17 protein-coding genes are annotated in these 25,482 nt (G+C 71.6%); 12 read left to right on the top strand and 5 right to left on the bottom strand.

All coding sequences use genetic code 11. The features are described from left to right. Window positions 1-8 precede the first annotated feature (8 nt). Window positions 9-1,802, top strand: coding sequence for a phosphoenolpyruvate--protein phosphotransferase (gene ptsP / locus YS110_15690; GenBank protein UJB66095.1), 1,794 nt, complete (start codon window positions 9-11; stop codon window positions 1,800-1,802). A gap of 40 nt (window positions 1,803-1,842) precedes the next feature. On the opposite strand, the gene YS110_15695 is transcribed toward ptsP, so the two are convergent. After that, window positions 1,843-2,616 carry a ferredoxin--NADP reductase gene (locus YS110_15695; protein ID UJB66096.1) on the bottom strand — a complete coding sequence of 258 codons (774 nt, stop codon included), beginning with the start codon at window positions 2,614-2,616 and terminating at the stop codon, window positions 1,843-1,845. A 213-nt stretch (window positions 2,617-2,829) separates the two neighbouring features. Here YS110_15695 and YS110_15700 point away from each other — a divergent pair, with 213 nt between their 5' ends. The 3 genes from YS110_15700 to YS110_15710 are packed head-to-tail and all read left to right on the top strand — an operon-like array spanning window position 2,830 to window position 7,467. Further along, window positions 2,830-4,035, top strand: coding sequence for an ABC transporter substrate-binding protein (locus YS110_15700; protein UJB66097.1), 1,206 nt, complete (start codon window positions 2,830-2,832; stop codon window positions 4,033-4,035). 7 nt (window positions 4,036-4,042) lie between these two features. Then, window positions 4,043-5,950: an ABC transporter permease gene (locus YS110_15705; GenBank protein UJB66098.1), complete on the top strand. Its 1,908-nt coding sequence runs from the start codon at window positions 4,043-4,045 to the stop codon at window positions 5,948-5,950. After that, window positions 5,947-7,467, top strand: coding sequence for an ATP-binding cassette domain-containing protein (locus tag YS110_15710; GenBank protein ID UJB66099.1), 1,521 nt, complete (start codon window positions 5,947-5,949; stop codon window positions 7,465-7,467). The genes YS110_15705 and YS110_15710 overlap by 4 nt, the downstream gene beginning before the upstream one ends. Window positions 7,468-7,574: 107 nt before the next feature. On the opposite strand, the gene YS110_15715 is transcribed toward YS110_15710, so the two are convergent. After that, window positions 7,575-8,705: a hypothetical protein gene (locus YS110_15715; protein UJB66100.1), complete on the bottom strand. Its 1,131-nt coding sequence runs from the start codon at window positions 8,703-8,705 to the stop codon at window positions 7,575-7,577. A gap of 375 nt (window positions 8,706-9,080) precedes the next feature. On the opposite strand from YS110_15715, the gene YS110_15720 reads away from it, so the two are divergent. The 7 genes from YS110_15720 (at window position 9,081) to YS110_15750 (ending at window position 19,620) form a co-directional block, all read left to right on the top strand. Further along, window positions 9,081-10,046 carry an AraC family transcriptional regulator gene (locus YS110_15720; protein ID UJB67479.1) on the top strand — a complete coding sequence of 322 codons (966 nt, stop codon included), beginning with the start codon at window positions 9,081-9,083 and terminating at the stop codon, window positions 10,044-10,046. Window positions 10,047-10,145: 99 nt separating this feature from the next. After that, window positions 10,146-11,132 carry a helix-turn-helix transcriptional regulator gene (locus tag YS110_15725; protein UJB66101.1) on the top strand — a complete coding sequence of 329 codons (987 nt, stop codon included), beginning with the start codon at window positions 10,146-10,148 and terminating at the stop codon, window positions 11,130-11,132. Window positions 11,133-11,177: 45 nt separating this feature from the next. Further along, window positions 11,178-12,473: an alpha/beta fold hydrolase gene (locus YS110_15730; protein UJB67480.1), complete on the top strand. Its 1,296-nt coding sequence runs from the start codon at window positions 11,178-11,180 to the stop codon at window positions 12,471-12,473. 120 nt (window positions 12,474-12,593) lie between these two features. After that, entirely contained in the window at window positions 12,594-14,693 is a 2,100-nt protein-coding gene (locus tag YS110_15735; protein UJB66102.1) for a hypothetical protein, read from the top strand. Between the two features lie 224 nt (window positions 14,694-14,917). Continuing rightward, window positions 14,918-16,489: a serine hydrolase gene (locus tag YS110_15740; protein UJB66103.1), complete on the top strand. Its 1,572-nt coding sequence runs from the start codon at window positions 14,918-14,920 to the stop codon at window positions 16,487-16,489. A gap of 46 nt (window positions 16,490-16,535) precedes the next feature. Next, window positions 16,536-18,581: a hypothetical protein gene (locus YS110_15745; protein UJB66104.1), complete on the top strand. Its 2,046-nt coding sequence runs from the start codon at window positions 16,536-16,538 to the stop codon at window positions 18,579-18,581. A 43-nt stretch (window positions 18,582-18,624) separates the two neighbouring features. Next, on the top strand, window positions 18,625-19,620 hold the full coding sequence (locus tag YS110_15750) for a helix-turn-helix transcriptional regulator (GenBank protein UJB66105.1): 996 nt from the start codon (window positions 18,625-18,627) through the stop codon (window positions 19,618-19,620). Here the strand turns inward: YS110_15750 and YS110_15755 are convergent. Continuing rightward, window positions 19,547-20,533 (bottom strand): LysR family transcriptional regulator, encoded by a 987-nt coding sequence (locus YS110_15755; GenBank protein UJB66106.1) that lies wholly within the window; start codon window positions 20,531-20,533, stop codon window positions 19,547-19,549. The two genes, YS110_15750 and YS110_15755, sit on opposite strands and share 74 nt — an antisense overlap. Before the next feature lie 112 nt (window positions 20,534-20,645). Here YS110_15755 and YS110_15760 point away from each other — a divergent pair, with 112 nt between their 5' ends. Beyond that, window positions 20,646-21,422, top strand: coding sequence for an SDR family oxidoreductase (locus tag YS110_15760; protein UJB66107.1), 777 nt, complete (start codon window positions 20,646-20,648; stop codon window positions 21,420-21,422). A gap of 62 nt (window positions 21,423-21,484) precedes the next feature. On the opposite strand, the gene YS110_15765 is transcribed toward YS110_15760, so the two are convergent. Next, the gene (locus YS110_15765) at window positions 21,485-23,506 is read right to left on the bottom strand and encodes a histidine kinase (GenBank protein ID UJB67481.1); all 2,022 of its coding nucleotides are present in this window, start codon (window positions 23,504-23,506) and stop codon (window positions 21,485-21,487) included. Window positions 23,507-23,592: 86 nt separating this feature from the next. After that, window positions 23,593-25,134: a YifB family Mg chelatase-like AAA ATPase gene (locus tag YS110_15770; GenBank protein ID UJB66108.1), complete on the bottom strand. Its 1,542-nt coding sequence runs from the start codon at window positions 25,132-25,134 to the stop codon at window positions 23,593-23,595. Window positions 25,135-25,482 lie beyond the last annotated feature (348 nt).

Consider the following 25,482-nt stretch of genomic DNA (forward strand, 5'->3'; position numbering starts at 1 on the left):
CCCCGCATATGACCTTCGCCATCCATGGACTGGCCGTCGCCCGGGGCATCGCCATCGGGCGTGCTGTGCTGCTGGCGGCCAGCCACCTGGACGTGGCGCACTACTTCATCCAGCCCGAGCAGGTGCCGGACGAGATCGAGCGCGTGCGCCGTGGCCGCAACGCCGTGGTGCACGAGCTGCAGCGCCTGCAGGTAGAGATGCCGGCCGACGCGCCGGCCGAGCTGACCGCGCTGCTCGACGTGCACCTGATGCTGCTGCAGGACGAGACCCTGGTGGCCGGCATCAAGCACTGGATCAGCGAGCGCCTGTACAACGCCGAATGGGCGCTGGTGACGCAGCTCGAAGTCATCTCGCGCCAGTTCGACGAGATGGAGGACGACTACCTGCGCGAGCGCAAGGCCGACCTGGAGCAGGTGGTCGAGCGCATCCTGCGCTACATGAAGGGCGTGGCCAGCCCCGTGGCCGCGCCCGCGCCGCCCGCGCCCCCGGCGGCCGGCCAGCAGGAGCTGCTGCCGGGCGACGGCACCGACGTGCCGCTGGTGCTCGTGGCCAACGACCTGGCGCCGGCCGATCTGCTGCAGTTCAAGCAGAGCGTGTTCGCCGGCTTCGTCACCGACGTGGGCGGCAAGACCAGCCATACCGCCATCGTCGCGCGCAGCATGGACATCCCGGCCGTGGTCGGTGCACGCGCCGCCAGCCAGCTCGTGCGCCAGGACGACTGGGTCATCATCGACGGCGACGCGGGCGTGCTCATCGTCGATCCCTCGCCCATCATCCTGGCCGAGTACGGCTTTCGCCAGCGCCAGATCGAGCTGGAGCGCGAGCGCCTGATCCGCCTGCGCCACACGCCCGCCGTGACCATTGACGGCCACAAGGTCGAGCTGCTGGCCAACATCGAGCAGCCCGCCGACACCGCTGCCGCCGTGCGCGCCGGGGCCGTGGGCGTGGGGCTGTTCCGCACCGAATTCCTGTTCATGGGCAAGGGCAGCCACCTGCCCGGCGAGGAGGAGCAGTACCAGGCCTACCGCCAGGTCATCGAGGGCATGCAGGGCCTGCCGGTGACCATCCGCACCATCGACGTGGGCGCCGACAAGCCGCTGGAGAAGGGCCACAAGGACGACCACCTGAACCCGGCGCTGGGCCTGCGCGCCATTCGCTGGAGCCTGGCCGACCCGGTGATGTTCCGCACCCAGCTGCGCGCCGTGCTGCGCGCGGCGGCGTATGGCAGGGTGAACCTGCTGTTCCCCATGATCGCGCACGTCAGCGAGATCCACCAGGCGCTGGCGCAGGTCGATCTGGCGCGCGCCGAGCTGGATGCGCGCGGCGTGGCCTACGGCCCGGTGCGCGTGGGCGCGATGATCGAGGTGCCCGCCGCGGCGCTGCTGGCGCGGCGGTTTCTGCGCTATTTCGACTACCTGTCGATCGGCACCAACGACCTGATCCAGTACGCCCTGGCCATCGACCGTGCCGACGAATCGGTGGCGCACCTGTACGACCCGCTGCACCCCGCCGTGCTGCGCCTGGTGGCGGATGTGATTGCCGCCGGCGCCGAGCAGGGCAAGAGCGTGAGCGTGTGCGGCGAGGTGGCGGGCGACGTGGCCATGACGCGGCTGCTGCTCGGCCTGGGGCTGCGCAGCTTCTCCATGCACCCGGCGCAGATCCTGGCGGTGAAGCAGGAGCTGCTGCGCGCCGACACGCGCAAGCTCGTGCCCTGGGCGCAGCAGGTGCTCGAATCGGACGACCCGGCCCAGGCCATGGAAGCCCCGGCGGTGGCCCAGGAAAAAAGCGCCAGCAGCTATTGATTCAATAGCTTCTGGCGCTTGCTGGATAAGGGCTGGAGGCTTATTTCTCTACAAATGCGCGTTCGATCACGAAATCGCCCGGGGTGCTCGTGTTGCCTTCCTCGAAGTCGCGCTTTTCCAGCATCACCTTGAGGTCGGCCAGCATCGCGGGGCTGCCGCAGAGCATCACGCGGTCCGTCAGCGGGTCCAGCGGCGGCAGGCCGATGCTGGCGGGGAAGGCGCCGCTGGCGATCAGGTCGGTGATGCGGCCCTGGTTGCGGAAGGGCTCGCGCGTCACCGTCGGGTAGTAGATCAGCTTGTCGCGCACGATCTCGCCCAGCAGCTCGTGGTTGGGCAGTTCCTTCTCGAACAGCGCCTGGTAGGCCAGTTCCTTGACCTCGCGCACACCGTGCACCACCACCACCTTCTCGAAGCGCTCGTAGGTGTCGGGGTCGCGCACGATCGACAGCCAGGGCGCCAGGCCCGTGCCGGTGCCGATCAGGTACAGGTTCTTGCCGGGCAGCAGGTAGTCGATGAGCAGCGTGCCCGTGGGCTTCTTGCCGACGATGATGGTGTCGCCCACCTGGATGTTCTGCAGCTTCGAGGTCAGCGGGCCGTCCGGCACCTTGATCGAGAGGAACTCCAGGTGCTCCTCCCAGTTCGGGCTGGCGATGGAGTAGGCGCGCAGCAGCGGCTTGCCGTCCACCTTCAGGCCGATCATGGTGAAGTGGCCGTTGGAGAAGCGCAGGGCAGGGTCGCGCGTGGTGGTGAAGGAGAACAGGCGGTCGGTCCAGTGGTGTACGGAGAGAACTCGCTCTTCGAGGAATGCGCTCATGAAAAGATCGACAGGATGGGTTAATGAAGAATGCGGCGGAGTTTCATCGATTTTTTATTCGGCATGGGCATAAGGCGACTTGTTCAGTGTCGCCATGAGCCCAGAAGGCCCAGCCCGGTGTCCGCAGGGGCTTTGCGGGAAAACCCGTCCATTGTCGGACAAACCCGTGGTGCGGGTACAGTGCTGTGCCCCTGAACTGATATCGGACAAGGAATGCCCATGACTTCGCCCCTTTCCACCGTCGTCGCCGCGCTCGCCTTGTGCTGGGGCGCGGCCCACGCCCAGGGAACGATCAAGATCGGCGAAATCAACAGCTACAAGGCCCAGCCCGCCTTCCTGGAGCCCTACAAGAAGGGCATGGAGCTGGCCGTGGCGCAGGTCAACGCGGCGGGCGGCATCGCCGGCAAGCAGCTGCAGCTGGTCACGCGCGACGACAACGCCAGCCCCGGCGACGCCGTGCGCGCCGCCGAGGAGCTGCTGGCGCGCGAGAAGGCCGACGTGCTCATGGGCAGCTTCCTCTCGCACATCGGCCTGGCGTTGACCGATTTCGCGCAGCAGAAAAAGCGCTTCTTCCTCGCCGCCGAGCCGCTCACCGACAAGATCGTCTGGGAACAGGGCAACCGCTACACCTTCCGCCTGCGCCCCTCCACCTACATGCAGGTGGCCATGCTGGTGCCCGAGGCCGCAGCGATGAAGAAGCAGCGCTGGGCCATCGTTTACCCCAACTACGAATACGGCCAGTCGGCCGTGGCCACCTTCAAGAAGCTGCTGCAGCAGGCCCAGCCCGGCGTGGAATTCGTCGCCGAGCAGGCCACGCCGCTGGGCAAGGTCGATGCCGGCAGCGTGGTGCAGGCGCTGCAGGACGCCCGGCCCGACGCCATCTTCAACGTGCTGTTCGCCGCCGACCTCGCCAAGTTCGTGCGCGAGGGCAACACGCGCGGCCTGTTCCAGGGGCGCGGCGTGGTCAGCCTGCTGTCGGGCGAGCCCGAGTACCTCGACACCCTCAAGGGCGAGACGCCCGAGGGCTGGGTCGTCACCGGCTACCCCTGGTACGCCATCCAGACGCCCGCGCACCAGGCGTTTCTGGACGCCTACCAGAAGCGCTTCAAGGACTACCCGCGCGCCGGCTCCATCGTCGGCTACAACGCCATCCTGTCGATCGCCGAGGGGCTGAAGAAGACCGGCGGCAGCGCCGACACCGAGAAGCTCATCGCCGCCTTCCGCGGCCTGGAGGTCAAGACGCCGTTCGGCCCCATCACCTACCGCGCGCAGGACCACCAGTCCACCATGGGCGCCTACGTCGGCAAGACCGCGCTGCGCCAGGGCAAGGGCGTGATGGTGGACTTCAGCTACCAGGACGGCGGCAAGTTCCAGCCTTCCGACGACGAAGTGAAAAAACTGCGCCCCGCCGCGCCGTGACGGGCCGATGGACTTCTCCGGCCTGCTCGTACAGCTCCTGAACGGCCTGGCGGGCGCCTCCACGCTGTTCCTGGTGGCGGCCGGGCTGTCGCTGATCTTCGGCGTCCTGCGCATCGTCAACTTCGCCCACGGCTCGCTGTACATGCTGGGGCTGTACGGCGCCTACACCTGCGTCGAGCAACTGGGCGGCGCGCTCGGCTTCTGGCCCGCGCTGCTGCTCGCGCCGCTGGCCGTGGGCCTGCTCGGCGCGGCGGTGGAGGTGCTGCTGCTGCGCCGCATCTACCGCGCGCCCGAGCTGCTGCAACTGCTCGCCACCTTCGCGCTGGTGCTGGTGTTCAAGGACGCCGCCCTGTGGCTCTGGGGCCCCGAGGAGCTGTTCGGCCCGCGCGCGCCGGGCCTGGAGGGCGCGGTGGCGCTGCTCGGGCGGCGCTTTCCGGCCTACGACCTGTTCCTCATCGCCGTCGGGCCGCTGGTGCTGCTGGCGCTCACGCTGCTGCTCGCGCGCACGCGCTGGGGCACGCTGGTGCGCGCCGCCACGCACGACCGCGAGATGCTCGGCGCCCTCGGCGTCAACCAGGCCTGGCTGTTCACCAGCGTGTTCGCGCTCGGCGCCTTCCTGGCCGGGCTGGGCGGCGCGCTGCAGCTGCCGCGCGAGCCCGCCAGCCTGGAGCTGGACATGCTCACCATCGGCGCTGCCTTCGTCGTGGTGGTGGTGGGCGGCATGGGCTCGCTGCCCGGCGCCTTCGCGGCGGCGCTGCTCATCGCCGAGCTGAAAGCCGTGTGCATCTGGCTCGGTGTGGTCACGCTCGGCGGGGTCGAGATCGCCTTTCCCCAGCTCACGCTGGTGGCCGAATTCCTGGTCATGGCCGCCGTGCTGCTGTGGCGGCCCTGGGGTCTGCTCGGGCGCGCGCCCGCCCCGGCCCGCGCCCTGGGCGCGCCCGAGGCGCCGCTGCGCCCCGCCGGGCGCGCCGCCACGCTGGCCTGGTGCGCGCTGCTGGCGGCGCTGGCGCTGCTGCCCTGGCTCGCCGGGACGCAGAGCTACGCCACCGTGCTGGCCGCCGACGTGGCGATTGCCGCGCTGTTCGCCGCCAGCCTGCACCTGCTGGCCGGGCCGGGCGGGCTGCACTCCTTCGGCCACGCCGCCTACTTCGGCCTGGGCGCCTACGGCGCGGCGTTGCTGGTGCGCTGGGCCGGCTGGCCCATGGGCGCGGCCCTGGCGGCCGCGCCGCTGGCGGCGGCGGCGGGCGGGCTGGTGTACGGCTGGCTGTGCGTGCGCCTGTCGGGCATCTACCTGGCCATGCTCACGCTGGCCTTCGCGCAGCTCACCTGGGCCGTGGCCTACCAGTGGGACGGCTTCACCGGCGGCAGCAACGGCATCACCGGCGTCTGGCCGCCCGAATGGGCGGCGCAGGGCGCGGGCTTCTACCTGCTGGCGCTGGCGCTGTGCGCGGCAGGCATCTACCTGCTGCGGCGCATGCTGCTGTCGCCCTGGGGCTACGCGCTGCGCGCCGCGCGCGACGCCGGCGCGCGCGCCGAGGCGCTGGGCATCGCCGTGCGCCGCGTGCAGTGGTCGGCCTTCGCCGTGGCTGGCGCGCTGGCCGGGCTGGCCGGGGGGCTGTACGCCTTCTCCAAGGGCAGCGTGGCGCCCGATGCGCTGGCCGTGGCGCGCTCGGTCGATGGCCTGGCCATGGTGCTGCTGGGCGGGCTGCAGCAGCTCGCCGGGCCGGTGGTGGGGGCGGCCGCCTTCACCTGGCTGCACGACAGCCTGGCGCGTGGCACCGAATACTGGCGCGCCCTGCTGGGCGGCGTGATCCTGCTGCTGGTGCTGCTGTTTCCACAAGGAATTTCCGGCCTGGGCCACTACTGGCAAGCGCTGGCAGCTCTTAAAAACAGAGCGGCGGGGAGTGCGCCATGAGCCTGCTGGAAGCGCAGGGGCTGCGCAAGTCGTTCGGCGGCGTGCAGGCGGTGCAGGGCGTGTCGCTGCGGCTCGCGGCGGGCGAGCTGCTGGCGCTCATCGGCCCCAACGGCGCGGGCAAGTCCACCACCTTCAACATGCTCGGCGGCCAGCTCGCGCCGGATGCCGGGCGCGTGCTGCTGGGCGGCCAGGACATCACCGGCCTGCCGCCGCGCCGCCTGGCGCGCCTGGGCGTGGGCCGCACCTTCCAGGTGGCCGAAACCTTCGCCAGCTTCACCGTGCTGGAGAACGTGCAGCTGGCCCTGCTGGCGCACGACCGCGCCACCGCGCGCTGGTGGCGCCGCGCCAGCGGCCACCGCCCGCAGGACGCGCTGGCGCTGCTGGCCCAGGTCGGCATGGAGGGCCAGGCCGCGCAGCCCTGCAGCGCCCTGGCCTACGGCGACGTCAAGCGCGTGGAGCTGGCGCTGGCCCTGGCGGGCAACCCGCGCCTGCTGCTCATGGACGAACCCACCGCCGGCATGGCCCCGGCCGAGCGCGGCGCGCTGATGCAGCTGGTGCAGCGCCTGGCGCGCGCGCGCCGCATGGGCGTGCTGTTCACCGAGCACAGCATGGACGTGGTGTTCGGCCACGCCGACCGCGTGGCCGTGCTGGTGCGCGGCCAGTTGCTCGCCGAGGGGGCGCCGCAGGCCATCCGCCACGATGCGCGCGTGCAGGCCGCGTACCTCGGCACGGGCCTGGAATGCTCTGAAAACGAGAGCTACCCGCGCTTGCCAGACAACGGTTTGGCGCCAGAAAACCCCTTGCTCACCGTCGAGGACCTGAACGCCTGGCATGGCGCCGCGCACATCCTGCACGGCGTCTCGCTGCACGTCGCGCGCGGCGAAGTCGTGGCGCTGATGGGGCGCAACGGCGCGGGCAAGAGCACCACGCTCAAGGCCATCGCCGGGCTGCTGGCACGCGCCGAGGGCCGCATCGGCTTCATGGGCCAGCCCCTGCGGGGCCGCGCGCCGCACCAGATCGCGCGCCTGGGCCTGGGCTACGTGCCCGAGGAGCGGCGCATCTTCACCGGCCTGACGGTGCTGGAAAACCTCGAAACCGGCCGCCAGCCGCCGCGCGCCTGGCCCGATGGCACGCCCGCGCCGCGCTGGACGCCCGAGCGCCTGTTCCAGCTCTTTCCCAACCTGGGCGCCATGCCGCAGCGCCTGGGCGCGCGCATGAGCGGCGGCGAGCAGCAGATGCTCACCGTGGCGCGCACGCTCATGGGCCAGCCGCTCGTGGTGCTGCTCGACGAACCCTCGGAAGGCGTGGCCCCGGTCATCGTCGAGCAGATGGCGCAGGCCATCCGCGCGCTCAAGGCGCAGGGCGTGGGCATCCTGCTGTGCGAGCAGAACCTGCCCTTCGCCCAGGCCGTGGCCGACCGCGCCTGCGTGCTCGAAAAAGGCCGCATCGTGCACAGCGCCCCCATGGCCGAACTGGCGCGCGACGCGGCGGCGCGGGCGCAGTACCTGGGGGTGTGAGCCTTATTCCATTTCCAGATCGATCGAGTACGCGAAGGCGAAGCGCAGACAGTGCTGACGCACGGCAAGCGAAGCCGACAAAGTAATCGATTGATCTGGAACTGGAATTACCCGCCCCTGCGCCGCAGCCCCAGCACCCCGAGCAGCCCCGCCAGCAGCCACACCCCCCACGGTGCCAGCACCGGAATCGCCACCCCGGCGGGCGCGATCGGCGTGAAGACGGCGGCCACGCTGCGCGGGCCCTGCACATTGGCCAGCGTGCAGGTGCTGCCGCTGGCGCTGTCGCAGCCCGTGAAGTGGCTGAAGCCGAAGCCTGTGGCCGCCGCCGCGTGGCAGACGGCATCGCCGCCATGCGCCACCGTGGCCGGGCAGTCCAGCGTGCCGCCGTTCGTGGGCGTGGCGCTGGTGGCGATGGCGTAGACATTGCGCGTGAAGCGCGCCGCCACCGTGCAGGCGCCGGTGATGGCGCCGGTGTCGTAGCCGTTCACGCCCGCGCCCGTAGCGGTGCCGCCGCAGCCGTCGATGGTTTCGGTGGTGTAGCCCGGCGTGGGCTGCGCCGTGCAGTGCGCGCTGCTGCCGTGCAGCGCCGTGGCTGGGCAAGTGAGCGTGCCGCCTTCCGCGGGTGTGACGTGGGTGCCAATGGCGTGGGCCACGGGCGGCTCGGCGCTGGCGTCGCAGGTGCCGGTGAAGGGCAGCGGCGCGCTCCAGCGCGCCGGGGCCATGTCCACGCCCCCGGCGGCGGTGCCCGCGCCGTCGTCGAAGCTGCCGCCGCCCCCGCCCGCCATCAGGCCGAAGACCTGGGGCGTGCCATCGGCAAACCAGCCGATGGCCGTACCCGGGGCCAGGCCGCTCACGCCGTAGTCGGCCCAGGCCAGCGGGCCGCCGGTGTTGACCGAGGAGAACACCTGCGTCAGCGCGCCCGCCGCGTCGGTGCGGGCGCTGCCCAGGCCCTGGGCCACGCCGCCGCGCAAGTCCAGCGCCACCGCCACGCTGCGCGTGCCGTCCACGCGCCAGCGCCAGAAGCCGCAGGCCAGGTCGCCGATGTTCCAGTGCTGGCTGGTGGCGCTGCCGTCGCCGTTGTCGAACACCAGGGTGAGGGTGAAGGCCGCGCCATCGGGCGCGTCGGCGGGGATCTGGGAGCCGGCGATGGTGCCGTGGTAGGTGGTGGCGTAGGGCGCCGCCTGCGCGCTGGCGCTGGCCAGCAGCGCGGCGGCGGCGATCAGGGCATGGATGCGCATGGCGGGGCCTTTGGTATTTCGTGGATGCTATGCATTGGGTAGCTGCTCGCGCTTGCCTGGAAAGGGTTCAGGGCCGATTCGGCTTCAAACCCCGTGCTGCCGACGCAGTGCCGCCAGCGCACACCCACGGGGCGCGGGGCATGCGCTGGCGCATGGCGGAACGGGTTGCCGGGTGGATGGTTCTGGCCGCAGTGGCGGCCTGCGGCCGCCATCGCAGGCAAGTCTAGGAACGGATGGCGGCCGCGCCGTGGACGATCTTGGGTGCCGGCGTCCCAGGTTGAGGAAATGCGTCCGGCGGCAGCCCGCGCCAAGCCTGCTGCCGTGGAATGCCGCTGCCTACAATCCGTCGCCATGACACCCACCCCCGCGCCCTGCGTGCTGGAGCATTGGTCCTCCAGCGAAGTCGATCCGGCCATTCGCCTGGATTACTGGCGCGACGTGGCGCACAACTGGGTGGACGTGCAGCCCCTGTCGCCGGGCGAGGAGCTCGACGCCTCCTGGTCGCTGCTGCGCGGCCAGGCGAGCTTCTTCGGCACCAAGCGCTCCACCGCCTACGAAATGCGCACCGGCCCGCAGCACGTGCCCCCGGCGGAGGACATGGTGGTGCTCTCGCTGCTCCAGGCCGGCGAGATGCGGCTGAACGCCGCGCCGGGCGAGCGCCAGCACGCCACGGCGGGCATGCTGGGCATGTACGTGCCCGAGCAGGAAGGCTGCTACCGCTGGGGCGCCGGGGCGCGCCAGACCTACCTGGCGCTGCCGCGCCGCCTGGTGTGGGACACACTGGGGCACAAGCCGGGCAACACGCTGCTGCTACCGCAGCGCTGCGCGCTGGCGCCCATGCTGGCCAGCCAGCTCGGCCACCTGGCGCTGCTGGTGCGCCGGCCCGGGCAGCTCGACGGCGTGGAGTACGGCGGGGTGCTGGACGCCACGCGCGCGCTGGCGCTGCTCATGCTGCGCAACCTGGGCCGCCAGGGCCTGGGCGCCGACCTGCCCGATCTGAACGAGTGCCTGCACGCCGGCCGCCATGCGGCGGCGCTGCGCTTCATGGAGCAGCAGGCGCACCGCCACGACCTGGACGCGGCTGCCATCGCGCGCGGCGCGGGCTGCTCGCGCACGCGGCTGTACGAGGCCTTCGCGGCGCAGGGCCAGACCGTGATGGGCGCGCTGCGCGAGCTGCGCCTGCAGCGCGCGCGGCGCGGCATCGAGCAAAGCGCCCGGCTGCACGTGGGCGGGCTGGCGTGGCGCTGCGGCTTCGCCAACCCGTCGGATTTCAGCAAGCTGTTCCGCGCGCGCTTCGGGCTCTCGCCCACCGAGTGGCACCAGCGCCTGTGGGGGCGCTGAGCGCACGGCCCTGGGACTGCGTCCCAGGTTAAGGGAATGCGTCCGGAATGCGCCGCGCGCGGGTTCGCGGTGCGGCGGTGCGTTCCTAAACTTCGCGCCATGACGCCCCCCACACTGCCTGCCTGCGTTCTGGAGCACCGTTCCTCGGCGGACCTGGAGCCCGCGCTGCGCCACGCGGCGTGGCAGGAGATCGCCCACCGCTGGGTGGACTTCCGGCCCGCGCCCGAGGTGCCGCTGGAGGCCGAGCTGACCACCCTGTCCAGCGGCGTGTGCACCCTGGGCGCCACGCGCTCGTCGGCCTACGAGATGCGCACCGGCGCGCGGCGCGCGCAGCCCGACGACATGGTGGTGCTGACGCTGATGCAGTCCGGCGACCTGCTGCCCCAGGCCTATCCGCGCAAGGGGCCGGGCGCCCTGAGCCTGTGCGCGCCGCGCGAGGCGGGCGCGTACCGCTGGGGCCAGGGCGCGCGCCAGGTCTTCCTGGCCCTGCCGCGCCAGGACGTGGCCGCCGCGCTGGGGCAGGAGCCTTCCACCCGGCTGCTCAGCGCGCGCTGCGCGCTGGCCCCGGCGCTCTCCAGCCAGATGGGCCACGCGGCCCTGCTGCTGCGCCAGGGCACGCTGGACGCCAGCGAATGCGCCGCCCTGCTGGACGCCACGCGCGCGCTGGCGCTGCTCATGCTGCGCAACCTGGGCCGCCAGGGCGCGGCCGCCGACCTGCCCGATCTGCACGAATGCCTGCACGCCGGCCGCCATGCGGCGGCGCTGCGCTTCATGGAGCAGCAGGTGCACCGCCACGACCTGGACGCCGCGGCCATTGCGCAGGGCGCGGGCTGCTCGCGCACGCGGCTGTACGAGGCCTTCGCGGCGCAGGGCCAGACGGTGATGGGCGTGCTGCGCGACATGCGCCTGCAGCGCGCCCAGGGGCTGCTGGCGCAGGGCCAGCGGCTGAACGTGGGTGCGCTGGCGTGGCGCTGCGGCTTTGCCGACGCCTCGGGCTTCAGCAAGCTGTTCCGCGCGCGCTTCGGGCTCTCGCCCACCGAATGGCACCAACGGGCGCACACGGGCGCCCACCACGAACGGAGTTGAACGATGAACCCCTGCAACAACCCCCTGGCGCGGCGGCGCGGCTTCATGGCGGCGGCCGCCGCCGGGCTGGCGCTGCCCCTGCTGGCGCCCCCGGCGCGGGCGGCCACGGCGGCGCCCACGGGCACCGAGCGCGGCGCGACGCGCGTGGCCGGCTTCGCCGATGCCGAGATGGACTTCCAGCTCATGCGCCAGCTCGGCGCGGCGCGCTACGGCGGCGCCTCGGTGGGCGAGTGCTTCGCGCTGGCGCAGCGCATCCAGAACGGACAGCCGGCGAGCTGGGTGAACGAGTTCGCCGCCGCTGCCGTGCGCCAGGAGGAGGACGCGCAGGCGCGCGCGCGGCGCGGCCATGCGCTCAGCGCGCGCGACCAGTACCTGGTGGCCTGCAACAACTACCGCGCCGCCGAGTACTACTGCGGCGTGCTGGACCCGCGCCACGCGGCGCTCGGCCTCAAGAGCCGCGAGTGCTTCCTGGCGGCGATGCTGCGCGCCCCCGAGCTGGCGTGCGAGGAGGCGGCCATGCCCTTCGGCAACAAGCTGCTGCCCGCGTACTACTTCCGCGCGCCGCAGGCGGGCCGCAGGCAGGGCAGGACGCTGATCATCATCAGCGGCTACGACGGCACGCTGGAGGAAACCTGGCTGGCCTACGGCCGCGCGGCGCTGGAGCGCGGCTACCACCTGCTGCTGGTCACGGGGCCGGGGCAGATGGACACGCTGCGCTGGTACCCCGGCCTGGCCTTCGTGCCGGAGTACGAGGTCATCGCCCGCGCGGCGCTGGACTTCCTGCTGGCGCGCCGGGGCACCGACCCGCGCCGCGTGGCGCTCATGGGCATCAGCTACGGCGGCTACTTCGCCACGCGCATGGCGGCACACGAGCCGCGCATCCGCGCGCTGATCGCCAATTCGCCCATCGTCGATCTGCACGCCTACATGGTGTCGTTCGTCGGCTTCGACCCGGCCGAGTGGCCCGACGCCGAGGACATCCGCCTGGCCGACCTGGACCACATTCCCGACACGGCGATCCCGCCGCAGCAGCGCGAGATGATGCGCAGCCTGATGGTGCGCATGGGGCGTGACAGCTTCAAGCAGGCCTACCAGCGGCTGCGCGACTTCCGCGTCAGCGATGCCGATCTGCGCAACATCCGCTGCCCGTCGCTGGCCCTGGTGGGCAGCGGCGAGGGGCAGGAGCCCCAGGCGCAGTGCACGCACTTCCTGAACACCGTGGCCGGGCCGGTGGCGCACCACCTGTTCACCGCCGAGGAAGGCGCCGACGGCCATTGCCAGACGGGCAACCTGGCCTACTCCGCCGCCGTCTCGATGGACTGGCTGGACGAAGTGCTCTGACCTGACGGGCGTGCGGGACGCCCTTCCTCAACCTGGGACGCCGGCACCGCAGATCGTGTTCATGCCCTGGCCCGTTTCTCCCTAGATTCGTACCTGTAGAACCACAAGGAGTTTCAAGCCATGCACCCCTCTGCCCCGAACGGCGCGATCCGGCGCCCCGTGAGCGCCGCCGCCGCGCTGGCATTCATGTTCACCCTCACGGCCTGCGGCGGCGGCAGTGACGCCAGCGACACGCCCCCCACCTCCGGCCCCCCGCCGGGCGCGGGCGCGCCCCAGGGCTCCGTCGTCTGCAAGGACTACGGCATGCAGGACGTGACGGTCGCGCCCAAGACCATCACCATCCGCAACAACGCCGACGAGCAGATCTACCCCGTGCTCTCCACCAGCACCAATGCGGAGAACCTGTGGGTGCAGGGCTGCCTGCGCACCACCGAGGCACTGCCCACCGACGTGGTCTATAAGCTCTACGTCAACGACGGCCAGGGCATTCCGCCCGGCTCCGAAGTCACCATCACCCTGCCGCTCTACAGCGAACTCGGCCCCAAGCAGTACATCACCTGGTGGAACGGCGGTCGCATGCTGCTGGCCGACCGCAACAAGCGCCTGCGCAACGATGAGGACAAATCCATCGCCACCCCCGCCGAGGTGACCTGCCAGGCGCAGGGCACGGCGTGCGCGCTGACCACGTACGCCAGCGCGGTGCAGTTCCCCGAAGACGCCTTCGCGCAACTGTCTGAATACACCTTCGGCGACTCCGACATCCCCGCAGGGCAGGCCGCGCGGCTGCTCAAGCCCGCCAACGTGGGCTACAACATTTCCTACGTCGATCACGTCTACATGCCCGTGGCCATCGGCCCCCGGGACAACCCCTACATCGGCTACAGCGGCTCGGTGCAAAAGCCCGCCGCGTTCCGCAAGGCGCTGCGCAGCTTCCTGGGTGGCCTGGGCGAAGGCTGGCCGGTCTACAACATGAGCGAAGTGCGCCTGCCCGGCGGCTACAACATCTTCGCCCAGCGCGGCGGCTACCTGGTCCAGGACGCCGACGTGCCCGTGCAGCCGCCGGACGGTCAGAACCCGCCGGTGCTCACCGTGCAGAAGTGCATCGACAAGCAATGCACGCCCGAGGAGCAGCGCAGCCTGCAATGGGGCCAGTCGGTGCAGAACATCCAGGACCTGTGGGGCGCCTGCGTCGATTGGGGCAGCGAGGACATCTCCCAATACACCCGCAAGAAGTACCCGCAGGACTGCCCCGCCCCGCAGGAGATGCAGGGCAAGCTGGCCCTCGTCAAGGACTTCTTCGCCGAGAACCACAAGAAGTATTTGGCGATGTACGACGCCAGGCAATGCACCGGCGAGCCCAAGGGCTCGGGCAAGATTCCGCCGCACGTCGCCGAGTTCAAGTTCTGGGAGGCCATCAAGCACATCTACGGCTGGGTGCCCTACAACGAAGGCTGCGGCGCGGGCGCCAACAAGCTGGGTGCCACCACGGCCCAGGGCCGTGACCACGCCTACGTGCAGGCCATGTACATCCAGGACCTGCAATACAACTACGGCCAGGGCGCCGTCCAGGCCGACCCCAGGCTTGCCTTCAACCCCTACGTCAAGCTGATCCACGACGACCTGGGCATGAGCGCCTACGGCTTCTCGGTGGATGACGCCGTGGGCTTCATGAGCGAGCTGGGCAACGGCCTGGTGTTCACCGTGGGCGGCGTGCAGGGGCTGGAGAACGGGCGCGCCTTCAACTACCACGACGGCTTCGACGTGCTGCTGGGCAACCCCGCCGACCGCGTGCCCGAGAACAAGCCGTTGCTCAAGAAGTACGGTGCCTGCTCGCTGGGCCAGGACGCCAGCGACCCCAACTGCGACAACGTCAAGCAGGACGTGCTTATGCCCGACACCAACCGCATCGTCGGCTTTCGCGTGGGCACCATGCCCTCCTACCCCATGAAGGTGCGCTTCACCGACGCGCAGGACAACGTCTACACCTTGCTCGTCAAGGAGAAGTTCTCCGCCTGCACCGGCGCGCTGGCCGACTGCCCGTCCAACCGGGCCAGCATCGTTGACAGCAGCGCGTGCAGTGTCACGACCCCGGCGGGCGGCAAGCACCCCAAGTCCGACATGTGGTGCGTCGGTGCCAACCCCAACCAGAGCCGCGAAAACGACGAGGCGGCCATCAAGAACCACCTGAGCTTCCCCGTTCCGGTGCAATACCTGCCCTAAGGAAAATTAAGACAAAAAACGGCTCCAGCGCTTACCAGGAAAGCGCTAAAAGCTATCAAAAACAGAGTCTCTCGCGCTTGCGCGCGCTCCCGCTGCGTCCCACCCCGCCTCCGGGTGGGACGCATTCCCCCAACCTGGGACGAATCACCGCCAGATCGTCGCCCATCGCCCCCGGGCCCGTGCCTACAGTCGAAGCGACAGAACCACGACACCCGCAGCAAGCCATGTTCCCCACCCTTTCCCTTCTTCGCCTGGGCGCGCTGGCCGGCCTGGCGTGCGCACTGGGCGCCTGCGGCGGCACGGCGGCGCCAGGCGCGGTGCGGCAGGCCGCGGCCGGGCTCGACACCCTGGTGCCGCAGTGGATGGCGCGCACCGGCGTGCCGGGCGTGGCCGTGGCGGTGGTGTACCGGGGCGAGACGCTGTATGCGCGCGGCTTCGGCGTGCGCCGGGTGGATGGCGACGCGCCGGTGGACGCCGACACGGTGTTCCAGCTCGCCTCGCTGTCCAAGTCCGTGGGCGCCACCGTCATGGCCGGGCAGATGCAGGGTGGCACGTCCGCCATCGGCTGGAGCACGCCCGTGCAGCACCTGCTGCCCGGTTTCGCCCTGGGCTACGCCGATGCGCAGGACAACGCCCGCCTGACCCTGGGCGACCTGTATGCGCACCGCAGCGGCCTGCCGGATCACGCGGGCGACCTGCTCGAAGACCTGGGCCACACGCGCGCCGAGGTGCTGCAGCGCCTGCGCCACGCGGCGCTGAACCCCTACGGCAGCTACGCCTACACCAACTTCGGCCTGACGGCCGCCGCCGAGGCCATGGCCCAGGCGCGCGGCGTGGACTGGGCCACGCTGTCCGCGCAGACGCTGTACCAGCCGCTGGGCATGGCGCGCACCAGTTCGCGCTACGCCGATTTCGCCGCGCGCGAGAACCGCGCCTGGGGCCATGTGCAGGCCGGCATCAGCGCGGCCAGCTACGGCGCCGCGCCGGCGCGCTACGCCGTGCAGCAGCCCCCGCGCCAGCCCGATGCGCAGTCGCCTGCGGGCGGCGTCAGCGCCAGCGCGGCCGACATGGCGCGCTGGATGGCGCTGGTGCTGGCCCAGGGCCGCTGGCAGGGGCGGCAACTGGCCGACGCGGCGGCGCTGCAGGCGGCGATGACGGCGCGCCCCGGCGGCGCCTATGGCTATGGCTTCAACGTGGGGCCCGATCCGCACGGCCACCCCAGCGTCTCGCATTCGGGTGCGTTCCTGCTGGGCGCGCACACCGCGTTCATCCTCTGGCCGCAGGCGGATCTGGGCATCACCGTGCTCACCAATGCCCAGCCGCGCGGCCTGGCCGAGGCCATTGCGCTGGCCTTTGGCGAGCAGGCGCTGGGCGATGCCGCGCCGGGTGCGCCCAGCGCCGACTGGCTCGCCGTGATGCAGGAAAAGATGCGCGGCCTGTACCGCCCGCTGGGCGCGCTGGCGGGCCAGCAGCCGCCCGCCGCGCCGCTGCCGCCCCAGCCGCTGGCGCAGTACGCCGGGCGCTACGCCAGCGCCTACTACGGCGGCGCCGAGGTGCAGCGCAGCGGCGATGCGCTCGACCTCGTGCTCGGCCCGGCGCGGGTGCGCTACCGGCTGCGCCACTGGAGCGGCGACCAGTTCGTTTTCACGCCCGAGGGCGAGAGCGCGCCGCCCGGCTCGGTGTCGGCCGTGCAGTTCAGCCTGGACGGCGGACACCGGGCCGTGCAGATGCAGATCGAGTATTTCGGCGAAGACACGGCGCGCGGCCTTTTCGCGCGCGTGGCCGATGGCCAGTGACAGGGGGCCGCTTCCCTGCGCACACATTCCCAGAAGGAGACCCACCATGACGACCCCCGCACGACGCGAGACCCCCCGCCTTTTCCCGGCCAGCGCCTTGGCGCTGTCCTGCGCCCTGCTGCTGGCGGCCTGCGGCGGTGGTGGCGGCGACGGTGGCACCACCCCGGACACCGGCGACGTGACGAAGCGCATCTACGTGCTGTCGGCCGATGCCGGGCAGGCCGGCGCGGTGGCCGCCGGGCAGACGCTCAGCGTGACCCTGACGGGCGTCGAGCCCGGGGTGGACTGGTACAGCGACCGCCCGGCGCGCGAGGTTGGCGAGGCCCGCGTCCAGAACTTCGTGGGCGCCGACTGGCAGCGCGTGTATGGCGGCGTGGCGCCGAATGCCCTGCTGCAGTTCCAGAACGCCAGCGGCGTGCACGCGGTGTTCGGCAGCGTGCAGGCGGCGCAGTACGACGCGGCCACGCGCACGCTGCGCCTGGAACTGCGCGTGACCAAGGTGTCGCCCGGCACGGGGGCCAGCGTGGGCAGCTTCACCCTGCCGGTGGTGACGCTGCTGAACAACCTGCAGGCGCCCGCGCAGGGCTCGACCTTCGCCATGGCGGCGGGCCGCACCGCGCTGCAGTCCGATGGCAAGGGCGGCCAGCGGCTGGTGCTGCAGGACGTGGATGAGGACGTGCTGTGGATGAACAACGCGCCGGCGCGCGCGGGCGACTTCGAGAGCCTGGGCAACTTCGTCAACGTCTGGGACGAGCGCTTCGGCGATGCGCTGCCCAACGCCTCCGTGGCCGGCGATCCGGGCAATGGCGACTACGGCATCGTGCCGCTGACGCTGGCCGACCCGGTGTACGACAGCGCCACGCGCAGCCTGAGCTTCGCCGCCGTGCCGCTGGCCGGGGCGAGCCTGCCGGGCCAGGGGACGCTGCGCAACGCCATCGTGTTCGTCGACGCGGGCGACCGCGCCTCGCCCGCCAGCGTGTTCGAGCAGCCGTGGCGCGGCGTGGCGTACTCGGCCATTCCGGCCAAGTTCCAGAGCAACCCCACGGGGGCGTTCTTCGATTCCGACGCCACCTCCAGCGCCTTCCAGGCCTTGTGGGGCAGCAAGGACGGCTGCGGGCGCAACGACCTGGAGGCCATGGCCGCGCAGGGCGTGAATCTGATCCGCCTGTACGACTACAACTACCAGCGCGGCTCCGACAAATGGACCACCGGCGGCAACGGCCACATCGCCTTCCTGGACAAGGCGCAGTCGCTGGGCATCAAGGTCATCATCCCGGTCTCGAACTACAACTTCAAGAACCAGGACGGCAGCAACCGCCCGTGGGACAACATCGACCTCACCGTCACGCAGATCGTGGCCAGCGTGAAGAAGAATGGCGCCATCCACCCGGCGGTGCACTCCTTCAGCATCGGCAACGAGCTCGATCTGCCGAAGGAGGACCAGACCTGGCAGGCGCTGTTCCCGAAGGCCGCGCACGTGGCCAGCCTGCTCCACAAGCTCGCGCCGGACCACTACATGACGGTGCCCGTCAGCAACGCCGACGAGAAGAGGTTCTACGAGGAGCTGCGCAAGCAGTTGCCGGCCGATCTCTACCAGAGCCGCTTCTACAACGCGGTGCAGACCTTCAAGCTCAAGACCGGCAACGACCTGCGCGACAACATCCTGCAGGCCTACGACAACCTGAACCTGGGCGTGCCGCTGGTCATCACCGAGCTGGGCACGAACAACATCGGCATCGGCTCGGTCGATGCCAAGGTGAACGCGGTGCTGGGCCAGGCCAGCGCGGTGCGCGAATACATGGACGCCAACCCGCGGTCCCTGGTCAAGGGCTTCTCCATCTTCGAGTGGCAGAACTCCAACTGGAAGCGCAACGGCGGTCCGGACAACACCGAGTCCACGTTCGGCATCCATGCCTATGGCCCGGTGCTGTGCCAGTCCAAGACCGGCGTCTTCGGCATGTGGAACGCCAAGGACTCCTACTGGGTCTCCTTTCACGACGATGTCGCCTACGACGTGGATGCGCTGGTGCCGCTCACCAGCGCCGACCACCCCGAGGGCCTGCTGAAGGCGCTGTCGCCGTACTTCAAATGAGGCCGGCGGGCATGCCCGGGCGGCCTTCCCCATAATCCGCCGCATGCCCCCCGCCGCACCACCCTGCACGCTGGAGCGCCTGCACACCCACGACGTGGAGCCGGCGCTGCGCTTCGACGCCTGGCGCGAGCGCGCCCACCAGTGGGTGGAAATGCTGCCGCCGCCGCCCGGCGCGGCGCTCGACGCCGAGCTGCTGATGCTGCGCGGCGGCGGTGGCTGCGTGTTCGGCACCATGCGCTCCTCGGCCTACGAGATGCATGCGGCGGCGCGGCGCATGGCGCATGCGCCCGGCATGGTGGTGCTCACGCTGATCCAGTCGGGCGAGATGCTGCGCGACGCCGCGCCTGGCGAGCACCAGCGCGCCGGGCCCGGCACGCTCGGCCTGTACGACCCGTGGCGCATGGGCAGCTACCGCTGGAGCGAAGGCTCGCGCGAGGCGTTCCTGGCACTGCCGCGCGACGTGGCGCAGGCGGCGCTGGGGCGCGAGCCGGGCAATCTGGCGATAGCGCCCGGGCGCTGCACGCTGGCGCCGGCGCTGGCCGCGCAACTGGGCCACCTGGCGCTGCTCGTGCACCAGCCCCAGCGCATCGACGCGGCGGAATACGCCGGCCTGCTGGACGCCACGCGCGCGCTGGCGCTGCTCATGCTGCGCAACCTGGGCCGCCAGGGCGCGGGCGTGGACCTGCCGGACGCGCGGGAGAGCCTGCACGCCGGCCGCCACGCGGCGGCGCTGCGCTTCATGGAACTGCACGCCCACACCCAGGGCCTGGACGCCGGTTCGATAGCGCGTGGCGCGGGCTGCTCGCGCACGCGGCTGTACGAGGCCTTTGCCGCACAGGGCCAGACGGTGATGGGCACGCTGCGCGAGTTGCGCCTGCAGCGCGCCCGGGGCCTGATCGAGCAGAGCCCGCGCCTGCACGTGGGCGCGCTGGCGTGGCGCTGCGGCTTTGGCGACCCGTCGGACTTCAGCAAGCTGTTTCGCGCGCGCTTCGGGCTGGCGCCTTCGCAGTGGCACCAGCGGGCCTGGGCGGCGGGCTGAAGCTTGCCTCCGTGCCGAGGTGCGCACCGACCACCTCGGCCAGCCAGTCCATCACCATGCGCACGCGGCGCGGCAGGTGGCGGCGGTTGGCGTACACCAGCGTGAGCGGCATGGGCGGCGCGGCGCACTGCGGCAGCACCTCCACCAGTTCCCCGCGTGCCAGCAGGTCCACCACGCCCAGGCGCGGCACCTGGATGATGCCCAGGCCCGCCAGGCAGGCGGCCACGTAGGCTTCGGCGTTGTTCACGGTGATGGCGCCCGCCATGGGCTGGCGCACCAGGGCGCCGTCCACCACGGCCTCGTAGCCGGCCGAGGGCGCGCCCAGCGTGTTCACGAAATGCACCAGCTGGTGCTGCGCCAGGTCTGGCAGCGCGCGCGGCGTTCCGTGGCGCCGCAGGTAGGCGGGGCTGGCGCAGTTGGCCAGCGGTGCCATGCCCAGCGGGCGGGCCACCAGGCTCTGGTCCACCACCGCGCCGGTGCGCACCACGCAATCGAACCCTTCGCGGATCACGTCCACGCGGCGCTCGGTGCTGCTCAGCTCCAGCGCCAGCCCGGGGTGCTGGCGCAGCAGTTCGGGCAGGCGCGGCACCACCACATTGCGCGCCATGCCGGTGGACATGTCGATGCGCACGCGCCCCTTCAGGCCCGCGCCGTCGGCCTGCTGGAACATGGACTGCAGCGCATCCACCTCGGCCAGCAGGTCCTTGCAGCGCTCGTAGCAGGCCTGGCCGTCCTGCGTGAGCTGCACGCGCCGCGTGGTGCGGTGCAGCAGCCGCGTGCCCAGTTGCGCCTCCAGTTGCTGGATGGCGGTGGAGGCGCTGGCCTTGGGCAGGCCCAGCGCCTGCGCCGCCTGCGTGAAGCTGGCGAGTTCGGCCACGCGCGTGAAGATGTGCATGCGCTCCAGGGGGTTCATTGTTCTTCCTGCATGAACGATGTGGTCTATTTTCAGGGATTTATCTCGATTCGATCTCCCAATAAAGTGCATGCCATCTCTTTGGCTCCCGCACTCTGGAAAGGACCTCGCCATGACCGCCTCCACTCCCGCACCCACCCCCATCGCCCTGATCACCGGCGCCAGCCGGGGCCTGGGCCGCAACGCGGCGCTGCATGCCGCGCGCGCCGGCATCGACGTGATCGTCACCTACCGCAGCCAGGCCGCCGAAGCCCAGGCCGTGGTGGCTGAGATCGAGGCCCTGGGCCGCCGCGCGCTGGCCCTGCCGCTGGACGTGGCGCACAGCGGCGGCTTCGCGGCCTTCGCCGCGCGGGTGCAGGACGCCCTGCGCCAGCACTGGCAGCGCGAGCGCTTCGACTTCCTGGTGAACAACGCCGGCATCGGCATCCACACCCCGTTCATGGAGACCACCGAGGCGCAGTTCGACGAACTGGTGGCCATCCACCTCAAGGGCGTGTTCTTCCTCACGCAAAAGCTGCTGCCGCTGATGAACGACGGGGGGCGGATCCTGAACGTGTCCTCCGGCCTGGCGCGTTTCGCCCTGCCGGGCTATGCCGCCTATGCGGCGATGAAGGGCGCGGTGGAAGTGCTCACGCGCTACCTGGCCAAGGAACTGGGCGCGCGCGGCATCGCCGTGAACGTGGTGGCGCCTGGCGCCATCGAGACCGACTTCGGCGGCGGCACCGTGCGCGACAACGCCCAGGTGAATGCCTTCATCGCCGCGCAGACGGCCCTGGGCCGGGCGGGCCAGCCCGACGACATCGGCGGCGTGATCGCGGCGCTGCTGGCCCCGGGAACGGGCTGGATCAACGCGCAGCGCATCGAGGCGTCGGGCGGCATGTTCCTGTGAACGCGGGGCCGCGCGTGGATTGCAAGTCAAAATGGCCTCCAGCCCTTTGCTGGCAAGCGCTATCAGCTATTGAATGAGGAGCGCCCGGCGGATGCCGCGGCCCCGCCGCTCGCCAGGGTGAGCGTGAAGCAGGTGCCGCCCTGCGCCGACGCCGTGGCCTGCACGTCGCCGCCGTGCAACTGTGCGATGCGCCGCGCCACCCACAGGCCCAGCCCGTAGCCGCTGGCCTGGCCGGTGCGTGCGCCGCGCTCGTAGCGCGCGAAGAGGTGCTGCGCCGCCTCGGGCGGCAGGCCAGGCCCCTGGTCGCTCACGGCCAGTGCCAGCAGGCCGGGCGCCGGGCTGTGCGCGCTGAGGGTGATCTCCCCGGGCCCGGCGTGCTTGACGGCGTTGTCCACCAGGTTGGACAGGGCGATGCGCACCAGCGCCGGGTCGCAGGTCCACCACGCCGGGGCGCGTGCGGTGTCCAGGCGCAGGTGGTGGCGGCGGGACCACTGCACCAGCTCGGCGGCCGCATCGACGATGTCGGCCAGCGGCACGTCGCGCCACTGGGGCTTGAAGGCCTGGGCGTCCAGGCGGTCGCTGACCAGGCAGTTGTCCACCAGCGCCATCAGGCGGCGGCAGGCGCGGCGGATCTGGGCCGCGCGCTCCACCTGCGGAGCGGTTTCCGGGCTGGGGAAGGCCTGCTGTTCGGTGGCGGCGCTGTCCACCACTGCCAGGGGCGTGCGGAACTCGTGGTTGATCATGGCGAAGAACTGCCGCTGCTCCTGCCGCAGCGCCCGCTCGCCGTGCAGCGCGGCATGCAGCGCGTTCTGGGTCTGCTGCAGCTCCGCCGTGCGCTGGCGCACGCGCTCCTCCAGCGCATGCTCGGACTTCGCCAGGCGTTTGTACAGATGGGCCTGGCGGCGCATGGCGTCGCCGAACCGCTGGTACAGCCCCGCGCCCAGGGCCACCGTGACGACGATGTTGACCAGCAGGGTGTTCAACTGCCAGAGCACGCTGGTCTCGATGGGGGGCAGTTGCACCAGCCCGGTGTACGCCGCCGTCACGTACAGGCCCATGACGCCGTACAGCGTGGAGGGGCCAGCCATCAGCACGTTCACCATCGAGCAGCGCTCGCGCAGCAGGTTGCTCCATGCGACCACGGCGAACAGCGCGCTGATGGCCCAGGGCGCCGCCACGCCGATCCAGGCCCAGTCCTCGTAGCGGCCCAGCGGAATGCTGGGCAGGCACAGCAGCGGCGCCACGCCGAGCGCCAGCAGCGCGCGGTCGGTGCGCCGCCAGCGCGGGCCCTGCGTGAGCAGCGCGCGGAACTGCCACGACAGCGCGATCGGCAGCATCAGGGTGCCCAGCTTGACGGCGAGGTCGCCCCACAGGGGCGGTGCGCCCGGCAGCCAGACCTGCAGGTAGCCCCGGTCCAGCGCGCCGTGCACCAGCGTGGCCGTGGCGCCCGCCGCCAGCGCCCACAGGCTGCGCAGGCGCAGGAACAGCGCGGCCCCGGCGACCAGCAGGACCAGCGCGAAGTTGATGCCCTGGTGCACGCCGGAGGCCCATTCGACGCCCGAGAGATGCGCCAGCAGCGCCGGGCTGCGCCACACCGTGGCGTCGAGCTGCATGGGGCTGGTGGTCTGCACGCGCAGGATGAAGGGCTGGCCCTCCTGCAGCGGGAACATGAGCTGCCGCACGCGCAGGCGCTGCGCCATGGGCACGGTGTCGCCGCTGCGCTGCGCCTGCCAATGGCCGCTGCCGTCGCCCCCGGGCTGGTACAGCGTGACGCTGTCGAGGTAGCTCGGCAGGATGCTGAGCCACAGGCGGCGGGCCGGTGCGGGTGTGGCGTCGCCGGGCGCGGCGGCCGGGGCGGTGGCCTTCAGCCAGTAGACATCGCGCGTGTAGCCCTGGCTCAGCGGCGCGTCCAGCCGCGTGAAGGCCGCATCGGGCAGGGCGAGCACGTCCGCCAGGGCCAGTGTGCCCCCAGGGTCGGCCAGCGCCTGCAGGGGGATGCCGGGCCCCAGCTGCAGGCCGCGCGCGCCGCCGGGCCACAGGCTGGGCCCGAGGATGGCCAAGGCCACCAGCCCCAGGGAGAGCATGAACCAGCCCGGCAGGAGCAGCCGCCCGAGCCGCCCGCGCCGCGCCGACGCCGCCGGCAGCCCCGGCGCCATGGCATGCCCCGGGGTCATGTGGCCGAGGCCGGGCGCAGCACGCGGCGGTACTGCACGGCCTCCGCGACGTGGGCGGTGCCGATGGCGCCGCTGGCCGCCAGGTCGGCGATGGTGCGCGCCACGCGCAGCGTGCGGTGCGTGGCGCGCGCCGACCAGCCCAGCCGGGTGGCGGCGGCCTGCAGGAAGTCCTGCGCCGCGGGGGCCAGCGCCAGGTGCGCGTCCAGCTCCTGGCCCTGCAGCGCGTGGTTGGGCTTGCCCTGGCGCGCCAGCGCGCGTTCGCGGGCCTGCACCACGCGCGCGCGCACCGCCTGGCTGGCTTCGCCCGCCGGGGCATGCAGCAGCTCCTGCGCGGGCAGGGCGGGCACCTCCACGTGCAGGTCGATGCGGTCGAGCAGCGGGCCGCTGAGCTTGCCCTGGTAGCGTGCCACCTGGTCGGGCGTGCAGCGGCAGGCCTGCTGGCGCGACCCGGCGAAGCCGCAGGGGCAGGGGTTCATGGCCGCCACGAGCTGGAAGCGCGCCGGGAACTCGGCACGCTGCGCCGCGCGCGCGATGGTGATGCGGCCGGTCTCCAGCGGCTCGCGCAGCGCCTCCAGCGCGCTGCGCGCGAATTCCGGGAACTCGTCGAGGAACAGCACGCCTTCATGGGCCAGCGAGATTTCGCCCGGGCGCGGCGGCGAGCCGCCACCCACCAGCGCCACCGCGCTGCTGCTGTGGTGCGGGCTGGCCGTGGCGCGCCGCATCCACTGCTGCGGCGTGAAGCGGCCCGCCAGGCTGGCGATGGCGGCGCTTTCCAGCGCCTCTTCCACGCCCAGCGGCGGCAGCAGCCCGGCGAAGCGCTGCGCCAGCATGGACTTGCCCGCCCCGGGCGGCCCCACCAGCAGCAGCCCATGGCCGCCCGCCGCGGCGATCTCCAGCGCGCGCCGGGCGGCGGCCTGGCCCTTCACGTCGGCCAGGTCGGGGCCCGTGGCCTCGGGCGCGGGCGGGGCGGGCTGCTGGGCGTGCCAGCCGCTGCCGTCGCCGTCCGGCGGCGTGCTGCCCGGGGGCAGGAACTGGCGCACCACGTCCAGCAGGTGCGCGGCGCCGTAGATGGCCGTGCCGGGCACCAGCGCGGCCTCCTGCGCGCTCTGCGGCGGCAGCACCAGGCGCGCGCCTTCCTGCTGGCGGCGCAGCGCCAGCGCCGTGGCCAGCGCGCCGCGCACGGGGCGCAACTGGCCCGACAGCGACAGCTCGCCCGCGAACTCCCAGCCCGCGAGCCGCGCCGCGTCGATCTGCCCGCTGGCCGCGAGCAGGCCCAGGGCGATGGGCAGATCGAAGCGCCCCGAGTCCTTGGGCAGGTCGGCCGGGGCGAGGTTGACGGTGATTTTCTTGTTCGACGGAAATTCCAGCCCGGCGTTGAGCAGTGCCGAGCGCACGCGCTCGCGCGCCTCCTTCACCTCGACCTCGGCCAGGCCGACCAGCGTGAAGCTGGGCAGGCCGTTGGCCAGGTGCACTTCGACGGTGACCGCGGGCGCGGCCAGTCCCAGCAAGGCACGGCTTTGCACCAAAGCGAGACTCATGAAGGTGTTCCTCTCTGTGGGAATGCGCCAAGGCGGTGGGTTGTTGGGGGGCACGTGGCAGGGACGGAGCGTCTCGCCATGCGGCATTGTGCGTGGTAGCACCGCGCATTGCGGCATGACATCGGCAGGATTGACGCAGACGGTTGGCTTGCAGAAACGGCTGGAACAGCCAAAGATTTGGTGGTTGCTCTTAATTCAATAGCGCAAAGCGCTTGATTGGTAAGCGCTGGAGGCTATTTCCTTTCATTTTTTGAGCTGAGGCGTGTGAATTTTTCTTGATTTTTATTCTTCTTGACCGAAAAGGTGAAGGGGCCTTGCTGGGCCTTGGTCTGCCAAGGGGCTATTTCG

It is taken from the genome of Acidovorax sp. YS12, assembly GCA_021496925.1.
In the GTDB taxonomy this organism is placed as follows: Bacteria; Pseudomonadota; Gammaproteobacteria; order Burkholderiales; family Burkholderiaceae_C; genus Paenacidovorax.

Coding starts and splice junctions, on each gene's coding strand:
- ptsP (UJB66095.1), top strand. CDS start 9: ATGACCTTCGCCATCCATGGACTGGCCGTCGCCCGGGGCATCGCCATC.
- YS110_15695 (UJB66096.1), bottom strand. CDS start 2,616: ATGAGCGCATTCCTCGAAGAGCGAGTTCTCTCCGTACACCACTGGACC.
- YS110_15700 (UJB66097.1), top strand. CDS start 2,830: ATGCCCATGACTTCGCCCCTTTCCACCGTCGTCGCCGCGCTCGCCTTG.
- YS110_15705 (UJB66098.1), top strand. CDS start 4,043: ATGGACTTCTCCGGCCTGCTCGTACAGCTCCTGAACGGCCTGGCGGGC.
- YS110_15710 (UJB66099.1), top strand. CDS start 5,947: ATGAGCCTGCTGGAAGCGCAGGGGCTGCGCAAGTCGTTCGGCGGCGTG.
- YS110_15715 (UJB66100.1), bottom strand. CDS start 8,705: ATGCGCATCCATGCCCTGATCGCCGCCGCCGCGCTGCTGGCCAGCGCC.
- YS110_15725 (UJB66101.1), top strand. CDS start 10,146: ATGACGCCCCCCACACTGCCTGCCTGCGTTCTGGAGCACCGTTCCTCG.
- YS110_15730 (UJB67480.1), top strand. CDS start 11,178: ATGGCGGCGGCCGCCGCCGGGCTGGCGCTGCCCCTGCTGGCGCCCCCG.
- YS110_15735 (UJB66102.1), top strand. CDS start 12,594: ATGCACCCCTCTGCCCCGAACGGCGCGATCCGGCGCCCCGTGAGCGCC.
- YS110_15740 (UJB66103.1), top strand. CDS start 14,918: ATGTTCCCCACCCTTTCCCTTCTTCGCCTGGGCGCGCTGGCCGGCCTG.
- YS110_15745 (UJB66104.1), top strand. CDS start 16,536: ATGACGACCCCCGCACGACGCGAGACCCCCCGCCTTTTCCCGGCCAGC.
- YS110_15750 (UJB66105.1), top strand. CDS start 18,625: ATGCCCCCCGCCGCACCACCCTGCACGCTGGAGCGCCTGCACACCCAC.
- YS110_15755 (UJB66106.1), bottom strand. CDS start 20,533: ATGAACCCCCTGGAGCGCATGCACATCTTCACGCGCGTGGCCGAACTC.
- YS110_15760 (UJB66107.1), top strand. CDS start 20,646: ATGACCGCCTCCACTCCCGCACCCACCCCCATCGCCCTGATCACCGGC.
- YS110_15765 (UJB67481.1), bottom strand. CDS start 23,506: ATGCTCTCCCTGGGGCTGGTGGCCTTGGCCATCCTCGGGCCCAGCCTG.
- YS110_15770 (UJB66108.1), bottom strand. CDS start 25,134: ATGAGTCTCGCTTTGGTGCAAAGCCGTGCCTTGCTGGGACTGGCCGCG.